The sequence below is a fragment of the Anaerococcus sp. genome, assembly GCF_030825785.1.
In the GTDB taxonomy this organism is placed as follows: Bacteria; Bacillota; Clostridia; order Tissierellales; family Peptoniphilaceae; genus Anaerococcus.
The window spans coordinates 18,033-36,375 of sequence record NZ_JAPJPG010000005.1 but is presented as its reverse complement, the minus strand read 5'-3'; the positions used below and the strand labels follow the sequence as shown (position 1 = coordinate 36,375).

The following is an 18,343-nucleotide window of genomic DNA, read 5'->3' as shown; positions in this document are numbered from 1 at the left end:
GCTCCTTTCTTCTTTCTAAACTTATACCCAATATGTTATAATTTAGCTAGGTGATAATATGTTAGTTAAAATATCTGTAAGAAATTTAATAGAATTTGTAATGCGTTCAGGCGATATAGACAATACTTTTAGGGATAATACAAAGATGATTGAAGGAATTAGGGCCCACCAAAAGATCCAGAAGTCTTATGGACTTAATTATAACAAAGAATATTCTTTGAAGAACTTAACAAGTATTTCGGGAATTGACTTTCAAGTTGAAGGAAGAGCGGATGGCCTAATCAAGGATAAGAACTCCTACACAATTGATGAAATCAAATCTACTAAGAGAAAGCTTGAAGAGATAGATGATAAAAATAAGCTCCACTGGGCACAAGCAAAATGCTACGCTTATTACTTTTCAGTAGATAAGGATTTAGATGAAATAAACATAAGCCTAACTTATGTATCGACAGAAAACTACAAGACCAAAATTTTTAAAAGATCATTTACTAGGGCAGAACTTGAGATATTTTACATAGATTTATTAAAAAAATACATAGATTTCTCAAGGATTATCACAAAAAATCTCGAAGATAGAAATATCAGTTCAAAGGACTTAAACTTTCCTTATGGTGAATATAGGAAGGGGCAGAGAAAGATGGCAGTGGCCGTTTATACAGCAATTCTTAAGGAGAAAAATCTTTTTGTAGATGCTCCTACAGGAATAGGAAAGACTATATCATCAATATTTCCTTCTATAAAATCTATTGGAGAAGACTTATCTGATAAGATATTTTACCTAACAGCTAAGACTACAACTGGCAAGGAGGCTATCAAGTCCCTTAAGTTATTAGAAGAAAATGGACTTAAGATAAAAGCTGTTCAAATAACTTCTAAGGAAAGAATCTGCCTAAATGATGAGGTTAGGTGCAATCCTGATGACTGTCCCTTTGCCAAGGGGCATTTCGATAGGGTAAATGATGCTCTTAAAGATATTTTGACTAAAGAAACCATAATGGATTATGATATTATAACTTCCTATGCGGAAAGATATAGAGTTTGCCCCTTAGAGTTTGAGTTTGATATAGCAAGCTATTCTGATTTTATAATTTGTGATTATAATTATGTCTTCGATCCTACAGTATTTCTTAGGAGATTTTTTGAAGAAATATCATCACGATATATATTTTTAATTGACGAGGCCCACAATCTCCTTGATAGGGCGAGAGATATGTACTCATTCTCCTTCAAGGATAGTGATTTCAAAGAATTAAGAGCTTGTTTTGATATTAATAAGCACAAGAAAATAATTAAAGTTTTGGACGAGGCCATCATTAATTTTGAGAATATTTACGAAAAATATGGCAAAAAACTCCACTATTATACGAAAAATCACATAGATAGCTTGGATAAGATATTACTCGAACTAGCTAAAAAAATGGAGAAGTTCTTAATAGAAGAAAAGGACGATAGGAATTATGATTATGTCCTTGAGATATATTTTAATATCAATTCCTACCTTAAGATTTCAGATTATTTCATGGATGGTTTCTATAATGTGATTTGTTTCGATGAGAAAAACGAGGATAAAATTTTTGAAATTAAGTGTGTTGATCCTTCCCATATCCTAAAGAAAAAATACGATTATGCAAGATCTACTATTTTTTTCTCTGCAACACTTTCTCCAATGCCCTTTTTTATGAATATGCTAGGGGCAAGAGACAGCCTCAAATTACGTCTTGATATGCCATTTTCCTCAGAAAATTTAATTATTTTGCAAAAATCCATAAGCACTCGTTATAGGGATAGGTCAAGAAATGTTTCTTTAATATCTGATATTATAAATGAATTTGTAAGTAGTAGAGAGGGCAATTACTTTATATTCTTCCCTTCATTTTCCTATCTAGAAGCTGTCGCTGGCGATTATACTGTAAGATATAGCGATGATATCTTAATTCAAGATAGGTCTATGAGTCAGCTTGATAGGAGTAAATTTATTAAAAAATTTACAAAAGAAAGTAAGGAAGTAGCCTTTGTAGTTCTTGGGGGTATCTTTTCTGAAGGGGTAGACCTAATAGGTGATAGGCTTATTGGCTCTATGATTATATCAGTTGGTATGCCAGGGGTTTCTTTCGATAGAAATCTCATAAAGGAACATTTTGATAGGGAAGGCTTAAGTGGATTTGATTATTCCTACACCTTTCCAGGAATTAATAAAGTCTTCCAAGCAGCTGGAAGAGTTATTAGAAGCGAAGATGATAGGGGTATAATCTATCTTGTTGACGATAGATATAGCTGGAATCAATACCAAATGCTTTTCCCAAAACATTGGAATAGTATAAAATATTTAAATCAATCTGAAGAACTAAAAAATATAACAGATAAATTTTGGAGTAAAAATGAGAAAAAAAGCGATTAAAGAAATTAAAATAGAGAAAATGAAATATCCTAATATTAGCCAAGGCTACGATGAAGATGGAAAATTGGTCGAATTTAAGGGAGGTATACTAGGCCAAAGAGTAAAAGTAAAGGCTAAAAAACGAAACAAGGATAAGATTAAGGCGAAATTAATTGAAACAATCGAAAAATCTGACCTAGAAAACTCGACTAATACATGCGATAATCCCGATATTTGTGGAGGTTGCGCCTACCAAAAGCTAGCCTACGAGACTGAACTCATGTTAAAAGTGGACATGATTAAAAATCTCTTTAAGGATAATTCTATAGATTACTCAGGGGATATCAAAATAAACCAATCTCCTGTAATTAAAGCCTATAGAAATAAAATGGAATATACTTTTGGCGATAGTGAAAAGGGTGGAGATCTTGTCTTAGGACTTCATAGACAAAATAGATTTTATGAAATTGTTGATACGACAAATTGCAATATCATCGATGGAGACTTTAACACTATAAGGGAGAGCGTCCAGGCTTATTTTAGGGAAAAGAAGACAGATTTCTACCACAAAAGAACTAGAGAGGGGCTTCTAAGACATTTAATCATAAGAAAAGCCCATAGAACTGGCGAGATAATGGTAATTCTAGTTACTACAAGTGACGAGAGCTTTGATAGTTTGAGGATAAATCTATTTTTAAACAAACTTTTATCAATTGATCTTGTAGGTAAAATAGTATCAGTCTATCATGTAATAAACGATTCGCCAGCAGATGCTGTAGTAGTAGAAAAACTCAATCTAATATATGGAAAAGAATTTATTAAGGAAGAAATGCTTGGTTTAACCTTTAATATTTCACCTTTTTCTTTCTTCCAACCTAATATATATACAGCTGAAAAACTCTACCAAAAGGCCTTCGACCTTGCAAATATAAATCAAAGCATGGATGTCCTTGACCTTTATTCAGGGACAGGAACAATTACTCAAGTTATGGCTCAAAGAGCAAGGACTGCTACAGGTATCGAAATAGTAGAAGAGGCCGTAGATAAGGCTTGGGAGAACGCTAAAATAAACGATATAGATAATATTAATTTTTTGTGTGGAGATGTCTTAGAAGAAATCGAAAAGGTAGGAGATAAGTATGATGTTATAATACTAGATCCGCCAAGAGCAGGAATTAGCCCAAAATCTCTCGAAAAAATACTAAAGATCGACACAGAAAAATTCATCTACATCTCTTGTAATCCAAAAACCCAAGTAGAAAACTTAAAGGAATTCATAAATCAAGGTTTTGAAATAAAAGATTACGAAATTTATGACCAATTCCCAAAATCCCGCCATTTAGAAGCCGTAGCTTTATTGACCAGGGAAAAATAGAACTTAATTTGTATAAAAAATAACTGTCTTGATGACTAATTTAGAGGTATTAATAAATAAGCCTTATAGGAGTATATATTGGAGTCTAATTTAGATATATATTACAAGAGAAATCTAGAAAAATCCCTTGCTAGTTCTTTTCTAATCTATGATGGAAATAGGGATAGGATTATAGGAAAGGCAAATAACAGGCCTTTAAATGTGAGATCCATCGCCAAGAGTGTTTTGGCTATTGGATCCTTAATACTGATGGAAAAAAGTCAATTTGATTTCAATTTAGATACTTATATCTATCCTTTATTAGAAGATTGTATAAGTATAACAAATAAAGAAAAAATTAAATATTTAAAGGAAACTAAAGTAAAACATCTACTGTCGCATAGTGTAGGATATGATAAATCCTTGTTGATGTCAAAGGATATTGAAGGTATTCCTGAAGAAGATTTACTTAATTTATGTATTAATTATCCCATCAAGTATAAGCCTGGTACTCATTTTCAATATTCAAATGCCTCTTATTTCATATTATCTGTAGTTATGGAAAATTATCTTAATTCTTCACTGTATGAATTTTTAAAAGATAATTTGTTCGTTAAACTAGATATAAAACAAGTAAAGTGGGATTCTTATGGAAAATTTTTAGTTGGAGCTAGCAAGCTATATCTCAGTGATTTAGAAATGCTAAGAATAGGTCTACTATTATTAAATAAAGGAAAGTATAGGGATTATAGAATTATTAGCGAAGATTCTATTAGGAAATTATTTACACCGGTTTTTGCTAGAGATTCTGATAAGTTTACCTATCTTTCTGAAGACTTTTACACCTTTGGTTTCTGGAAGAGTAAAAAACAAACAGTTTTTGCTTCAGGAACTGGTGGTCAAATAATTGCATTATTAGCTGATGAAAATATAGTAATAGTGACTACAAATGATAGGTCTGACGATTTGTCAGATTTAATAAAAGAAGATGTTGATAAGTTGATAAAATATATTAAAGGAGATATTAATGGATTATAATTACCTAAACGAACTAAATGAAATATATGAAGATCATGAAAAATTAATGGAAAATTTAAAAAAAGCTCTAGAAGAATTTGTAGACCATCAAGATAAGTACAAGAGATTAGTTACTTATTATTATAGCGAAGATTTTACAAAGGATATGGATGCATCTAACAGAGGAGAGATAGGGGATGATATAAATCAGGCTGTACTGAGTGAAGATGCCATCTATGATTTGATGGGAGAAAATTATTACACAGGGCTTGCCTTATTAGAAACAGCAAATGATTTGATACAAGATAGATAAATAAATATATAGTAAGAGGAGTTACCAATTAATATGGTAGCTCTTTTACTATATATACTAGTTAAATAAGAATAAAAAAAGAGGCTAGGCCTCTTAATGATCTGGTGCACCATCAGAGACTCGAACTCTGGACACCCTGATTAAGAGTCAGGTGCTCTACCAACTGAGCTAATGGTGCGTATCAACTACCCTCATATAATACCATGTTTCGGGGTAGCTGTCAAATATTTTTAAGAAAATTTCCAGATGTGGACTATTTGGTCTTGAATCTGCTCATAGTCCCATTCTCGCATGGTATTCTTTATACTATTTGGATCATTTATAATAAATTTTCCGTCTTTATATGAATCTATTACGAAAATATGACCTACAAGAGTGAAATATCCTCTCCCTACAGAAACTATTAAAGGACCTTCCTTTAATGCCTCTATCATTTTCTGCTTATCTTTTTCTAAGTCTTCACATTTATAGCCATACTTATTAGCTTCATCTGTAAAAAAGCTCCAAGCAATTCCTTCTTCAACCATATATTCATCTGCATCTTCTCCGATTTCTTTAGGAGTTATAGAAGGATCATTCCTAAGTCTAGCTAAGACCATGGCCATGGAAGTTGGTCCGCAGCCTGCAACACCTATATTAATATCTGATAGTTCCTGATAAGCCCATCTATTATCCCATTGAATATAGTAGGGGGTAGGTCTATTTAGCTTAATGCTTTCTCCTTCCTTATATTGGAAATCTTTGATATTATGATTCATATTATATACGAACTCAATAGTATCGGGGTCATTTCCAGTAAGATAGGCCTCAGTATCTGTTAAATTCTTGAAATTATCATAAACCCATTTAGCCTTTGGGTCTTTCTTTGCAGGATCTTCTAAGTTTTTAATTAAATCATCTCTCCTATCAGTTTTATAAACAGGTTTTGATTTGTTCACAATGTTTATATTGTTAACTATATCTTCTCCTTTATTAAAAGTATCCTTGGCAATGGAATTGATTTCTTCTATCATCTGCAGGTTTTCTTTATCTAAGTAATCATTATCTAATTTTATTTTGTTAGAACACGAGCATAAAAAAAGTGCAGCTAACAAAAATATCAACCTATTGAACTTCATAAGTTTACATTACCTTTTATTGATGATTAATCAATTCTTAAAAGCTGATAATGGGATAATTTAGACAAAAAAGCTATTGAATGAAATTAAGGATTAAAATTCTACCAGCAGAAGAATTAAGATAATAAGAAATACCTTCTAAGGAGAATGTAAAATAATAAATTAGACTACATTGAGGAAGTAAGTAGATTGAAGCCCTTTAGGTACGATTTGTTATTGGAAATGAATTATAGAATAAGGAAGCTCTTAAATTATTTGAGGGATAGGAGTAGGGAGATGATAAAGATAACTGGTGATAGGCCTTGATTTTGGGGTCTCATACATTTGCTATGGGCCCTATGATAATCGCTAGATAGTTTTGGATCTGATATTGATATATGGAAATAAAGTAGAGATTTCAAGAAAATCCATGGGCTTTCATGGTAGGGACAAATTATATTTATAACATTTGATATAACTGATACTTTATAGATTAGGCTATTGTAGTTAAAACATCATTGCTGTTAAACTATATATAACTTATCATAGAACTTTGCCAAGAATTATTACAAGCGATATAACTCAAATGCCAAAGACTTATAAGAACTGAAAGCCTAGATGGAAAAGCTCAGGAAGATGTACTTACCTATAAGAAACTTAAGGCTTTAAAATAAGATTTTTTAATGACACTAGACCCTATTACTCCTTTAAAAAGTAGAATTGCTTAAAAGCATAAAAATTGAAGTGATTATCTTTATGGGAAGAGGCTGTTGTAAAACTATGAAAAATCATCGCTCTATAGTTAGAAGGTTCTCTTAGATAAGTTTACCATTTCTTGCAGTAGACAAATTGCTAATATAAGCTTATATACTGAAACTTCCTTGGGGGCATCTAATGATAATGGTAGGATTTATTCAATCTGTAAAAGCGTCTTTCATGCTTATAATAGACACAATTTAATTAAACTCGATGAAAAAATATATGTTATACTAGGTTATTTCATGTGTATTATTTAATTTCATAATTTGCAAAACGTGTATTTTATGCTATAATGTTAAGGCAATGTTTCTTGGGACCCATTGTAAAAAATATCAAGGAGTGTAAAATGAAAAATAATTTGGATACAAATTTTTTAGTAAAATCCGCAATCATCGCAGCTTTGTATGCTGTGCTTACTTTATTGTTGCCTATGGCATCTTATGGACCAATCCAACTAAGATTTAGTGAAATTATGGTTCTTCTTGTGTTTTATAACAAGAGATTCATACCAGGTCTTGTATTAGGATGTGCTATAGCTAACTTATTTTCACCAATGGCTGCTTTTGATGTAGTGTTTGGAACCTTATCATCATATGTTGCTTTTCGTCTTATCTTAAAGAGTAAGACTTTATTTATTGCTTCTTTATGGCCAGTATTAATGGTGATTGTGCCTGCTTTGGGAACATATTTTATTTTAGCTAATGATGCTGTATTATTTATTATGATTCTCGAGTTTATGGCAAGTGAATTTATTATGGTGAGTATTATAGGTGTTTTAATATTTAAAATGCTTGAAAAGAATGATGGTTTTATTAAATATATTAGAGAGTTTTAAAAAACTCCCTTCTATCGTGCAGATAGAGGGGAGTTTTTAATTATATTTCTTTTTGCTTTTTTTCTTCTTCTTCTTGTTTTTGTTTTTTGTTAAATTCTTCTTTAGTTAGAATATCAACTATATTTACTTTAACGGCTTTAACGTTAATACCTGTTAAGTTTTTTACTTCGTTTTTGATAGCCTTATCTAGATTTCTAAATACTTCTTCGGCTCTTTTTCCATATTCAAGGATGATACCTGCTTCAACAACAGCATCTTTATCAGCTTGATTTACAGAAATACCAGATGTTGATTGTTCGTTAGATGAGAAAGAACTTGTTAGATTATCAAAGAATCCACCTTGTAAGTCTAGAACCCCGTCTACGTTATCGACAACTTTTTTTGTTATTTTAGCAAGAACCTTATCGCTTACTACGTATTCGCTAACTTCGCCAGCAAAATTTTCATTATTATAATTTTCAGTCATTTTATTCTCCTTTAAATTCATCTTTGCTTACTATTAAATATATACCCACTTCTTAAATTTTATTCAGTTTATCGATAACTTTTTCTATCTCTTCGATTTTTTGTCTTATGTTTTCCTCATCATCACTATTGAGAGATTGGTATACGCAGTGCTCTAGATGGGCTTGGAGGACTTCTTTATTTATATTTTTAAGAATAGAAATTGAAGCCATAATTTGGTTTGAGATATCTATACAATACCTGTCATCTTCAATCATTTTAATTAAACCGTCGATTTGTCCACCGACGGTTTTAAGTTTCCTGATAGTTTTTTTGTTATCAGCATGCATTATTTATATTCGATACCCTTATATTCATATCCTGCTTCGCTAATTGCCTTTGATATTTCATTTTCATCTACTGATCCGAAAAACTCTACATTAGCTTCTTTATTTTCAAGATCAACATTTACTTCTTTTAATCCTGCTACAGATTCTAGGGCTTCTGTAACATGTTTTGCACAATTTTCGCAGCTCATTCCATCAACTTTTACAATCATTTTATTTAATTCACTCATTTTATTCTCCTTTATTAATATATTTTCTTCTTTAATTTTTTCTTTACTTTCTTCTTCTGCCTTAAAGTTCCTAAGTCTTAGTGAGTTAATGCATACAAAGACTGAGGATATACTCATTGCCAAGGCCGCAAACATTGGGTTTAAAGTTATGCCGTATCTAGGGTAGAGGATGCCTGCTGCAACTGGTATAAGGATAACATTATAGAAAAATGCCCAAAAGAGATTCTCCTTTATTATCTTTATAGTCCTACTAGATAATTTTATCGAATTTACTATATCAAGTAGGGAATTCTTAATTAATACTACATCAGCTGAGTCAATCGCTATGTCAGTTCCACTACCGATAGCTATACCAATATCAGATCTTGCTAGAGCAGGAGCATCGTTTATTCCATCTCCAACCATCGCTACCTTTTTACCCAATTCTTGAAGTTTTCTTACAACTTTATCTTTATCTTGTGGAAGGACCTCTGCATATTTTTCATCTATAGCCAGTTTTTTTCTAATGGCTTCGGCTGTTTTTTCATTATCACCTGTTAGCATTACAATATGGTAGCCCATTGCTTTTAATTTTTCTATTGCCTTAATAGAACTATCCTTTGCTAAGTCTTGAACTGCTATTAGGCCTAAGACCTTATTTTCATCAGCAAAATACATTGAGGTTTTTCCTTCTTTTGAATATGCGATAGATCTTTCTTCAAAATCTTCTATAGAAATATTTTTATCATTCATAAGTTTTATATTTCCCGCATAATATATTTTGCCGTCTATTTTTGCTTCAAGCCCCATTCCAGTTATAGAATGAAAGTCTGAAGTTTCTTTAGGGCTAATGTTTTTGCTATTAGCAAATTCTACAATTGAATTGCTCAAAGGATGCTCGGAAGCCTCTTCTATACTTCTTGCGATAGATATGAACTCCTTGTCATTCATTTTTGTATAGACATCAGTAACTACAGGCTTACCTTCTGTAATTGTTCCAGTCTTATCTAGAAGGATGGAATCAATCTTATGAAGGTTCTCTAGGCTTTCAGCGTTTTTAAACAGAAGACCTAGCTCTGCTGACTTACCAGTTGAAACCATTATCGCCATTGGTGTAGCAAGACCTAGTGCACATGGGCAAGATATTACGAGTACTGCTATCATAAGATTTAAGGCAAATTCAAAATCTTTTGTAAGATAAGCCCATATAGCAAAAGTTAAAATTGCAATAACTATTACCACCGGAACAAAAATTGCTGCTATCTTATCAGCTAATCTTGCGATTGGTGCTTTAGTTTCATTTGCTTCATTAACAAGACTTATGATTTGTGAGATGGTAGTATTTTCACCAACTCTTTTAGCCTTAAATTGAAAAGATCCTTGTTTGTTAATACTTGCAGATATTACTTCATCTCCAGGATTTTTATTTACTGGTATACTTTCACCAGTAATGGCGGCCTGATCAACTAGAGAAGAGCCCTTTGTAACAATACCATCAACAGGAATAGCCTCTCCTGGTCTAACAACAATAGTATCGCCAATGTCAATTTCTTCAATAGCAACTTCAATTTCTTCACCGTTTTTAATCACATTAGCTGTTTTTGGGGCAAGTTCCATAAGATGTTTGAGAGATGATTTGGTCTCACCCTTACTCCTTGCTTCAAAATATTTACCTAAAGTAATCAAAGTTAGGATAGTTGCACTTGATTCGAAATAGATATTGTGCCTATAATGGTCTAACACTTGGGTATCGTTTAGTCCTAAGGCATAAGACATTCTCATTATGGCAAATATACCAAATATAGTAGCAGCACTTGCTCCTAGGGCGACAAGTGTATCCATGTTAGGTGCCTTATTAATAAGTCCCCTAAAGCCTGATACAAAAAATTTGCGATTTACAAAAATTACTGGCAAGGCTAGCAAAAATTGAACAAAAGCATTATTTACTGCTCCTGATCGACCTTCTAGAATACTAGGTATAGGAAGGTTAATCATAGGTCCCATTGATAAATACATCAGAGGGATCAGAAACAAGAAAGAGATTTTCAACCTACTTATTGTAGACATTTCTTCACTTTCTTTAAGTGTTTCTTCATTTGACTTGTCCTGATTTTTGGGACTCGCCCCATAACCAATTTTTTCTACTGCCTTAATAATATCGTCGTTACTAATCTTATCAGAATCGTAATCAACTGTCATTGATTCGCTGATAAGATTGACATTAACATCATTAACACCTAATTTTTGAACCGCTTTTTGGACATTAGCCTGACAAGATGCACAAGTCATCCCGCTAACATCAAAACGCTCTTTCATATTACCTCCTTAACACCCATGGGGGGTGTCAATAATATTATAACCTTCATCTAATTTATGTCAAGGCTAAAGAAAAGTCTTTACAAGAAAGGCTATATAATGTTATAGTATAGTAAAGGGGTGAGCATGGAAAGACTTAAAATAAATTTTAAAGGTAGGGTCCAAGGAGTAGGATTTAGATTTCACTCTTTAAGGATTGCTACTGATCTAAATTTAACAGGAAACGTTAAGAATCTCTACGATGGAAGTGTAGAAGTTAACGTACAAGGATCTACTGAAAATATTGATGCCTTTGTGAGAGAACTATATAAGCAGAGATTTGTGAGGATAGAATCCAAAGACATAAGCAAGATAGACATAAAGAATGATGAAAAATCTTTTGAAATTTTGTATTAGCTATGGCAAGATATTAATTTTGGGTATATAGTAGACTTATGAGTTTTAAAAGTAAAGTAATAAAAAACATAGCAAAATTAATTAGATTTTCTTTAAAGATTACTAAGCACAAGGCAACTTCCTTACCAGGGTATGTCGCTTATAAATTAGATAAAGATATACTTAAAGAATTGTCTAAGAATACAAAATTTATATTTGTAACGGGTACAAATGGTAAGACAATGACTACCCATTTTTTGACCAATATATTAAGACAGCACTATGAAAATGTTTTTACTAATGAGTCTGGTTCTAATATGGTCCAAGGCATTATCACATCTTTATTGGATAATCCACCAAAAAAAGACACTGTTGCTGTTCTAGAGGTGGATGAGGCAAATCTTTCTAGAATAGGCAAGTTCCTCAAGGCTGATTATGTTGTATTCACCAATGTATTTAGAGATCAAATGGATAGGTTTGGTGAAATCTACAATATTTTCGACAAGATGATGGAAGGTATGGAGGAGATGCCTGATGCTACTATAGTAGCTAATGGAGATCTTCCGATTTTCGCTTATGATAAGATGGACTCCTACAAAAAGGTTTATTATGGAATAAGAGATAAGAGAGATGTTCATGAGGACTATAGTCTAGATGCTGAACTAAATTCTGACGGTATACTTTGCCCAAAGTGTAATAGTGTTCTTAAGTATAGGCTTGTTAATTATTCATCCTTAGGAGATTTTACTTGTCCTTCATGTGATTTTTCTTCAAAGAATTTAAAATATTGTATAGATAATCTAGTAAAATTAGAAAGTAATCATTCAGTTTTTAAATTAGAAGGTGAAGAATACGAAATATCCGTAGGTGGCTTATATAATATTTATAATGCTTTAGCCTCACTTGCTGTTGCCAAAGAGCTAGGATTAACTTATGAAGAAATTTACAATGGACTAAAGTCTCAAAAGAATGTATTTGGTAGACAAGAAAATATAAAGGTAGCTGATAAGAATGTAATAATTAATCTTGTAAAAAATCCTACTGGACTTAATCAAATAATAGAATTGATGCTTTTAAATAAAAGTGATATAAGTCTTATTTGCCTGTTAAATGACAATTATGCAGATGGACTAGATGTAAGCTGGATATACGATTCTCATTACGAGAAATTAGAAGAAATGGATATAAAAGATGTCTATGTATCTGGCAAAAGATCTTCTGATATGAAAAGAAGGTTAGAGATAGCAGAGATTTATGAAGGGGATATAAAAGAATTTAATTATGAAAAGGAAATAGTTGATGTAATAGAAAACTGCAAGTCCGATAATGTATATATCTTATCAACTTACACAGCTATGCTAAGGTTAAGAGAGGTATTAGAATTATCATGATTGTTAATATTGCACATCTTTATGGAAACTTATTAAACACATATGGCGACGTGGGTAATGTAATGGCTTTTGCTCACGAGGCGAGAATTAGAGGTTTTGAAACTAACATTGAAGTAGTAAGCCTTGGAGATGATTTTGATTACAAAAAGTATGATTTTGTATTTTTTGGAGGTGGTCAGGATTATGAGCAGAGTATAGTGCAAAAAGATTTGCTTAAAAAAAGAGATGCTATAGTAGAATACATTGAAAATAATGGTATACTATTAGCTATATGTGGCGGTTACCAATTGTTAGGTCAGTACTATTACGATGCTTACAATAATAAAATAGAGGGCCTTAAGATTTTTGACCACTACACAATAAACCAGGAAGATAAAAATAGATTTACTGGTAATATAAAAGTTCAATCAGCTATTGATAAAAAATCGGTCTATAATGGTTTTGAAAATCATGGCGGTATAACATTTCTGGGAGAAAGTCAAGAACCTTTTGCATATGTCTTGGAAGGTAATGGCAATAATGGCAAAGACAAGAGCGAAGGATTTAGATATAAAAACACTATAGGGACCTACCTTCATGGACCATTGCTTGCTAGAAACAACAATTTATGCGAAAGCTTAATTGATATATTAATTAATAGGAGAGACAAATGAAAGAAAATAAATTAAGAAACAAAGAAATAGATGAGTTTTTTGAAGCAGTATTAATGCTTGAGGATATTGAGCAATGCTATGATTTCTTCACCGATATATGTACAGCTAGAGAAATCCAATCAATAGCGCAAAGACTACATGTTGCAAAACTTCTTAAGATTAGAAAAACATATAGTGTCATCGAAGAAGAAACTGGTGCATCAACTGCTACAATTTCAAGAGTAAATAGGTCACTTAATTATGGATCTAACGGCTATGATATAGTTTTGGAAAGACTTATTGAAAAGAATTTAAAAGAAGAAAAAAGCAAAGAGTAAGGATAACTTACTCTTTTATTTTTATGGTATAATGTGATAGATGGAAGGACGTGAAATATGAACTTAGATGGATTAAATAAAATGCAAAGAAAGGCAGTACTTCATGGTGAAGGACCCCTGTTAGTTCTTGCTGGAGCAGGATCTGGTAAAACTAGGGTACTTACGACAAGTATTGCCTATCTTATTGAAGAAAAAAATATCGATCCTAGAAATATCATTGCTATAACATTTACCAACAAAGCAGCAAATGAAATGAAAGAAAGAATCTCAAGGCTTCTTGGTATGGATGTATCACATCTTTGGATTGGGACATTTCACTCAATTTGCGCAAGGATTCTAAGAATGAATATAGACAAAATTGGTTACGATAGAAATTTTACTATTTATGATACGAGCGATCAGAAGACCTTAGTCAAAGAGATTATTAACGAGCTTGGATATAAGGATGATATTGCTCCGAGAGAAGCACTTAATGTGATATCATCTGCCAAGAATAAATCTTTAGATCCAGATGAATTTCTAAAATTAAATACTTACTATAGTAAGGGCGACATATATTACGAAATTTATAAAAAATATGAAGAAAAGAAATTTTACTATAACGCCTTAGATTTTGATGATTTAATAGACAAAGTTTTATATCTTTTTGTTAGAAGCAAGGAAACGCTAGAATTCTATCAAATGAAATTCGAGTATGTATTTGTAGATGAATATCAGGATACCAATAACAGCCAATATGAACTAATTAAATATTTTGCGGGTTTTCATAATAATGTCACAGTTGTAGGTGATGCTGACCAGTCTATCTATAGCTTCAGAGGAGCAAATATTTCAAATATCCTCAACTTCGAAAAAGACTTTAAGGATGCTGAAACAATAAAGCTAGAACAAAATTATAGGTCGACAGAAAATATTCTAGAAACCGCAAATCACCTAATAGAAAATAATTCCGAAAGAAAAGATAAAGAGCTCTGGACTGAAAATAAGGGCGGAGAGAAGGTTATATATAAGGCGAATTCCGTAGAAAGCGAAGAAGCTAAGTTCGTCCTTGATAATATAAAAAGTCTAATGCAAGAAGATTACGACGCCAAGGATTTTGCTATTCTTTATAGGACTAATGCCCAATCAAGGCCATTTGAAGAGATTTTGATGAAGAACCTATTAGACTACAAGGTAGTTGGTGGACTAAAGTTTTATGATAGGAAAGAGATAAAGGATTTGGTATCTTATCTAAAGATTTTAGTTAATCCAAAAGATGACCTATCGCTAAAGAGAATTATTAACGAACCTAAAAGAGGAATTGGCAATAAATCTATTGAGGAGTTGGAAAGAGTAGCCAATTTGCATAATATTGCAATCCTAGACTTGATAACTAATGATAGTTTCAATACATTGATTTCTGATAGGATTAAGAAGTCTACCGAGAAGTTTTATTTACCATTAAAGGATATATTTGATAATGTAGATAATTACAAGATAGTTGATCTTATAGAGGACGTATTAGACAAAAGTGGTTACATGAAATCCCTGGAGTCATCATATTCAGTTGAAGATAGGGCAAGGATAGATAATATAAATGAATTTATATCATCAGCATCGGAATATCAGGAAAATAATCCAGAGGACAATATCTACGATTATCTCGAAAATCTATCTTTGCTATCAGATCTGGATAAGACGGAAAGTACAGATAATTCGATTTCACTAATGACTATGCATGCTGCAAAAGGTCTAGAGTTTCCAATAGTATTTGTAGTTGGTCTTGATGAGGGACTATTTCCAGGAAAAAGAAGCATAGATGAAGGAAATATTGAAGAAGAGAGAAGACTTTTCTATGTAGCCATAACCAGAGCCGAGGAAAAACTATTTCTATCAAGTGCCGAGGCAAGGAGGAATTATGGAAAACCAGTATTTTACAAGCCATCTAGATTTATAGATGAAATAATTGATAACATTAAGGTCGAAGAAAAGATTAGTTCGTATGGTTATTCATCAAGAGAATACGAAAAGACCATGGTAGAAGATTACATGCGAGAAAAAACTAGGCAGTCAGTCTTAGGTAAAAAATTAAATAAAACCAGTGCAAGTGATGATGAATACAAGGTTGGAGATAGGCTTGTACATGCTAAATGGGGTAGTGGTATGGTTGTACAGATAAAAAAACAAGATAAGGGTAATGAGCTTGTAGTTGCTTTTGATAAAAAAGGTCTTAAAAAACTAAACCAAGACTACGCTCCAATAGAGAAGGTGTAATATGGATAAGAGAGAGAAAATAAATAAATTAATAGAAAAAATAGAGGATTTAAACTACCACTATTATACCTTGGATGAGCCTCTAGTTTCTGATGGAGAATATGATCAAATATACGATGACCTTAGAAAACTTGAAGAGGAAACAGGATATATTAGAGATGACTCTCCTACACAAAAAGTGGGAGGGGAGATACTCGATAAGTTTGAAAAGCATTTTCATATAACTAAGCTCCTATCTCAAAATAAGGCCCAAACTCACGAAGAGCTTGGCGCTTGGATTGATAGATGTAATAGATTAATAGATGACTATAACAAAAATCACGATGATAAATTAACTGAGCTAGAATATATAATGGAGTATAAATTCGATGGCCTAACAGTAAATTTAACCTATGAAGACGGTGTTTTAGTAAATGCTGCAACTAGGGGAAATGGGATTGTTGGAGAAGAAATTTCAGCTCAAGTAAGAACCATTAAAACCATTCCTAATAAAATAAAAGAGGAATCTTTACTCGAAATACAGGGCGAAGCCTTGATGCCCTTATCAGAGCTAAGTCGCTATAATGAGGAAAATGAATTGCAGCTGAAAAATGCTAGAAATGCTGCGGCAGGAGCACTTAGAAATTTAAACACCAAAGAAACTGCCAAAAGGAAGCTTACAGCCTACTTCTATTCTATACCAACTAATAACTTAGACTTTGCTAGCGAAGAAGATATGTTGGAATTTCTAAAAGAACAGGGATTATTGATTCACCCTTACCATAAAAAAGTTCATAATTTAGAAGAAATGCTAGCAGAACTTGATTTCATAGAGGAAGAAAGAAAAAATATAGATATTCTAACTGATGGCGTAGTTATTAAGATTAATGATAAAAGAACTCAAGAAGTCTTAGGATCAACAAACAAATTCCCTCGTTGGTCAATAGCCTATAAATTCGAGGCAGAAGAATATACCACTACATTAAGAGAGGTTGTTTGGAATGTAGGAAGAAGTGGAAAAGTTACTCCTAGTGCAATACTCGACCCGGTAGAGTTTTCTGGTGCTACAGTAAGTAGAGCTACCCTAAACAATTATGATGATATTATTAGAAAAAAAGTAAGGATTGGATCTAAGGTGTTCATCAGAAGATCAAATGATGTAATCCCTGAAATCCTAGGCGTTGTAGATGAAAATCAAAAAGGAACTCAAAAGATAGAAAAGCCTAGCAAATGTCCATATTGCGGAAGTGAGCTAATCGAAGGCAATGTCCACATAATTTGCCCTAATTCTATATCATGTAAACCACAACTTCTTGCGAGAATAGAGCATTTTACCTCAAGAAATGCAATGGATATAGAAGGACTGTCCGAAAAAACTATAGCCCAACTAATGGAAGAGTTAGATATCAATGAAGTTGATGATATATATGACTTAACCTATGACGATCTAATTAAGCTAGATCGTTTTGGAGATAAAAAAACAAAGAATCTTTTAAATGCAATAGAAGCTAGCAAAAAAGTAAATCTTGATAATTTCATATACGCTATAGGCATACCAAACGTAGGCGAAAGAACATCTAGAGATTTAGCAAATAAGTTTAAGAATTTTGATGATCTAAGAAAGGCTAGTGCAGAAGATCTTTCAGATATTGAAGATATCGGTGAAATCACTGCCTATAATATAATTGAATACTTTAGAGATTCTAATATCAGCAAATCAATCGATAATTTATTGAAAAAAGGTATAGAAATATCCGAAGTAAAAGCAGATAATAATAGTAATAGCTTAAATGACATGACTTTTGTTATTACTGGAACTATAGATAATTATAAAAGAGATGACATAAAGAAACTTTTGGAAAGTAACGGAGCTAAGGTTACTGGATCGGTTTCAAAGAATACGGATGTTGTTTTAGCTGGTGAAAAATCTGGTTCAAAGAAAGATAAGGCTAATAAATTAGGAATAGAAATTTATGAGAATGATAAATTATATGATTTCTTGAATGAATTGGAAGGAATGTAATATGAATACACAAGAAGTAGAAAAAATATATAGGCTTGCTAATCTAAGTCTAGAAGGAAAAGACACTGACTTACTAGCAAATAAGTTCAATACAGTTATAGATTTTATCGAAGATATCTTTACTGTTGATACAGATGAAGTTAATATGACTGAACTTATACCAAATCACAAGGCAATCTTTAGAGAAGATGAAGCTAAAGAATCAATAACTAGAGATGAGGCTTTGGCTAACGCTGAAGATACAGAATTTGGTTATTTTAGACTTGATTGGAAATTATAGG

The 18,343-nt window shown here is 32.2% G+C and carries 16 protein-coding genes and 1 tRNA gene; 12 read left to right on the top strand and 5 right to left on the bottom strand.

What is annotated here, in order from left to right; genetic code table 11:
* Positions 1 to 58: 58 nt before the first annotated feature.
* The 4 genes from RCH56_RS01440 (at position 59) to RCH56_RS01425 (ending at position 5,064) form a co-directional block, all read left to right on the top strand.
* Positions 59 to 2,401 (top strand): ATP-dependent DNA helicase, encoded by a 2,343-nt coding sequence (locus tag RCH56_RS01440; protein WP_306483224.1) that lies wholly within the window; start codon positions 59 to 61, stop codon positions 2,399 to 2,401.
* A complete protein-coding gene (rlmD, locus tag RCH56_RS01435) occupies positions 2,382 to 3,755 on the top strand; it encodes a 23S rRNA (uracil(1939)-C(5))-methyltransferase RlmD (protein WP_306483223.1) in 1,374 nt (457 codons plus the stop codon). Before RCH56_RS01440 ends, rlmD begins: the two co-directional genes overlap by 20 nt.
* Before the next feature lie 78 nt (positions 3,756 to 3,833).
* On the top strand, positions 3,834 to 4,772 hold the full coding sequence (locus RCH56_RS01430; RefSeq protein ID WP_306483222.1) for a serine hydrolase: 939 nt from the start codon (positions 3,834 to 3,836) through the stop codon (positions 4,770 to 4,772).
* Positions 4,762 to 5,064 (top strand): DUF4298 domain-containing protein, encoded by a 303-nt coding sequence (locus RCH56_RS01425; protein ID WP_297379965.1) that lies wholly within the window; start codon positions 4,762 to 4,764, stop codon positions 5,062 to 5,064. Before RCH56_RS01430 ends, RCH56_RS01425 begins: the two co-directional genes overlap by 11 nt.
* 102 nt (positions 5,065 to 5,166) lie before the next feature.
* Here the strand turns inward: RCH56_RS01425 and RCH56_RS01420 are convergent.
* Together RCH56_RS01420 and RCH56_RS01415 are read right to left on the bottom strand one after the other, a co-directional pair.
* Positions 5,167 to 5,242, bottom strand: a tRNA-Lys gene (locus RCH56_RS01420).
* A gap of 52 nt (positions 5,243 to 5,294) precedes the next feature.
* On the bottom strand, positions 5,295 to 6,077 hold the full coding sequence (locus tag RCH56_RS01415) for a C39 family peptidase (RefSeq protein WP_306483221.1): 783 nt from the start codon (positions 6,075 to 6,077) through the stop codon (positions 5,295 to 5,297).
* A 1,189-nt stretch (positions 6,078 to 7,266) separates the two neighbouring features.
* On the opposite strand from RCH56_RS01415, the gene RCH56_RS01410 reads away from it, so the two are divergent.
* Positions 7,267 to 7,755 carry a QueT transporter family protein gene (locus RCH56_RS01410; protein WP_306483220.1) on the top strand — a complete coding sequence of 163 codons (489 nt, stop codon included), beginning with the start codon at positions 7,267 to 7,269 and terminating at the stop codon, positions 7,753 to 7,755.
* Positions 7,756 to 7,795: 40 nt separating this feature from the next.
* Here RCH56_RS01410 and RCH56_RS01405 read toward each other — a convergent pair whose 3' ends face one another.
* The 3 genes from RCH56_RS01405 to RCH56_RS01395 are packed head-to-tail and all read right to left on the bottom strand — an operon-like array spanning position 7,796 to position 11,071.
* Positions 7,796 to 8,221, bottom strand: a complete 426-nt coding sequence (locus tag RCH56_RS01405) for an Asp23/Gls24 family envelope stress response protein (protein ID WP_306483219.1) — start codon at positions 8,219 to 8,221, stop codon at positions 7,796 to 7,798.
* 52 nt (positions 8,222 to 8,273) lie between these two features.
* A complete protein-coding gene (locus RCH56_RS01400) occupies positions 8,274 to 8,549 on the bottom strand; it encodes a metal-sensing transcriptional repressor (protein WP_306483218.1) in 276 nt (91 codons plus the stop codon).
* Positions 8,549 to 11,071, bottom strand: coding sequence for a heavy metal translocating P-type ATPase (locus tag RCH56_RS01395; RefSeq protein ID WP_306483217.1), 2,523 nt, complete (start codon positions 11,069 to 11,071; stop codon positions 8,549 to 8,551). The genes RCH56_RS01400 and RCH56_RS01395 overlap by 1 nt, the downstream gene beginning before the upstream one ends.
* A 126-nt stretch (positions 11,072 to 11,197) precedes the next feature.
* Here RCH56_RS01395 and RCH56_RS01390 point away from each other — a divergent pair, with 126 nt between their 5' ends.
* Genes RCH56_RS01390 through gatC form a run of 7 tightly spaced genes read left to right on the top strand, consistent with a single transcriptional unit; the run spans position 11,198 to position 18,342 of the window.
* Complete coding sequence (locus RCH56_RS01390) at positions 11,198 to 11,467, top strand: acylphosphatase (protein WP_306483216.1); 270 nt, start codon at positions 11,198 to 11,200, stop codon at positions 11,465 to 11,467.
* A gap of 38 nt (positions 11,468 to 11,505) precedes the next feature.
* Positions 11,506 to 12,837, top strand: coding sequence for a Mur ligase family protein (locus RCH56_RS01385; protein WP_306483215.1), 1,332 nt, complete (start codon positions 11,506 to 11,508; stop codon positions 12,835 to 12,837).
* Positions 12,834 to 13,490 carry a type 1 glutamine amidotransferase gene (locus RCH56_RS01380; RefSeq protein ID WP_306483214.1) on the top strand — a complete coding sequence of 219 codons (657 nt, stop codon included), beginning with the start codon at positions 12,834 to 12,836 and terminating at the stop codon, positions 13,488 to 13,490. The genes RCH56_RS01385 and RCH56_RS01380 overlap by 4 nt, the downstream gene beginning before the upstream one ends.
* Entirely contained in the window at positions 13,487 to 13,807 is a 321-nt protein-coding gene (locus RCH56_RS01375) for a YerC/YecD family TrpR-related protein (RefSeq protein WP_015777914.1), read from the top strand. Before RCH56_RS01380 ends, RCH56_RS01375 begins: the two co-directional genes overlap by 4 nt.
* Before the next feature lie 57 nt (positions 13,808 to 13,864).
* Entirely contained in the window at positions 13,865 to 16,060 is a 2,196-nt protein-coding gene (locus tag RCH56_RS01370; protein ID WP_306483213.1) for an ATP-dependent helicase, read from the top strand.
* Position 16,061: 1 nt separating this feature from the next.
* Complete coding sequence (gene ligA / locus RCH56_RS01365; RefSeq protein WP_306483212.1) at positions 16,062 to 18,062, top strand: NAD-dependent DNA ligase LigA; 2,001 nt, start codon at positions 16,062 to 16,064, stop codon at positions 18,060 to 18,062.
* A 1-nt stretch (position 18,063) separates the two neighbouring features.
* Positions 18,064 to 18,342 carry an Asp-tRNA(Asn)/Glu-tRNA(Gln) amidotransferase subunit GatC gene (gene gatC / locus RCH56_RS01360; protein ID WP_306483211.1) on the top strand — a complete coding sequence of 93 codons (279 nt, stop codon included), beginning with the start codon at positions 18,064 to 18,066 and terminating at the stop codon, positions 18,340 to 18,342.
* Position 18,343: the final 1 nt, after the last annotated feature.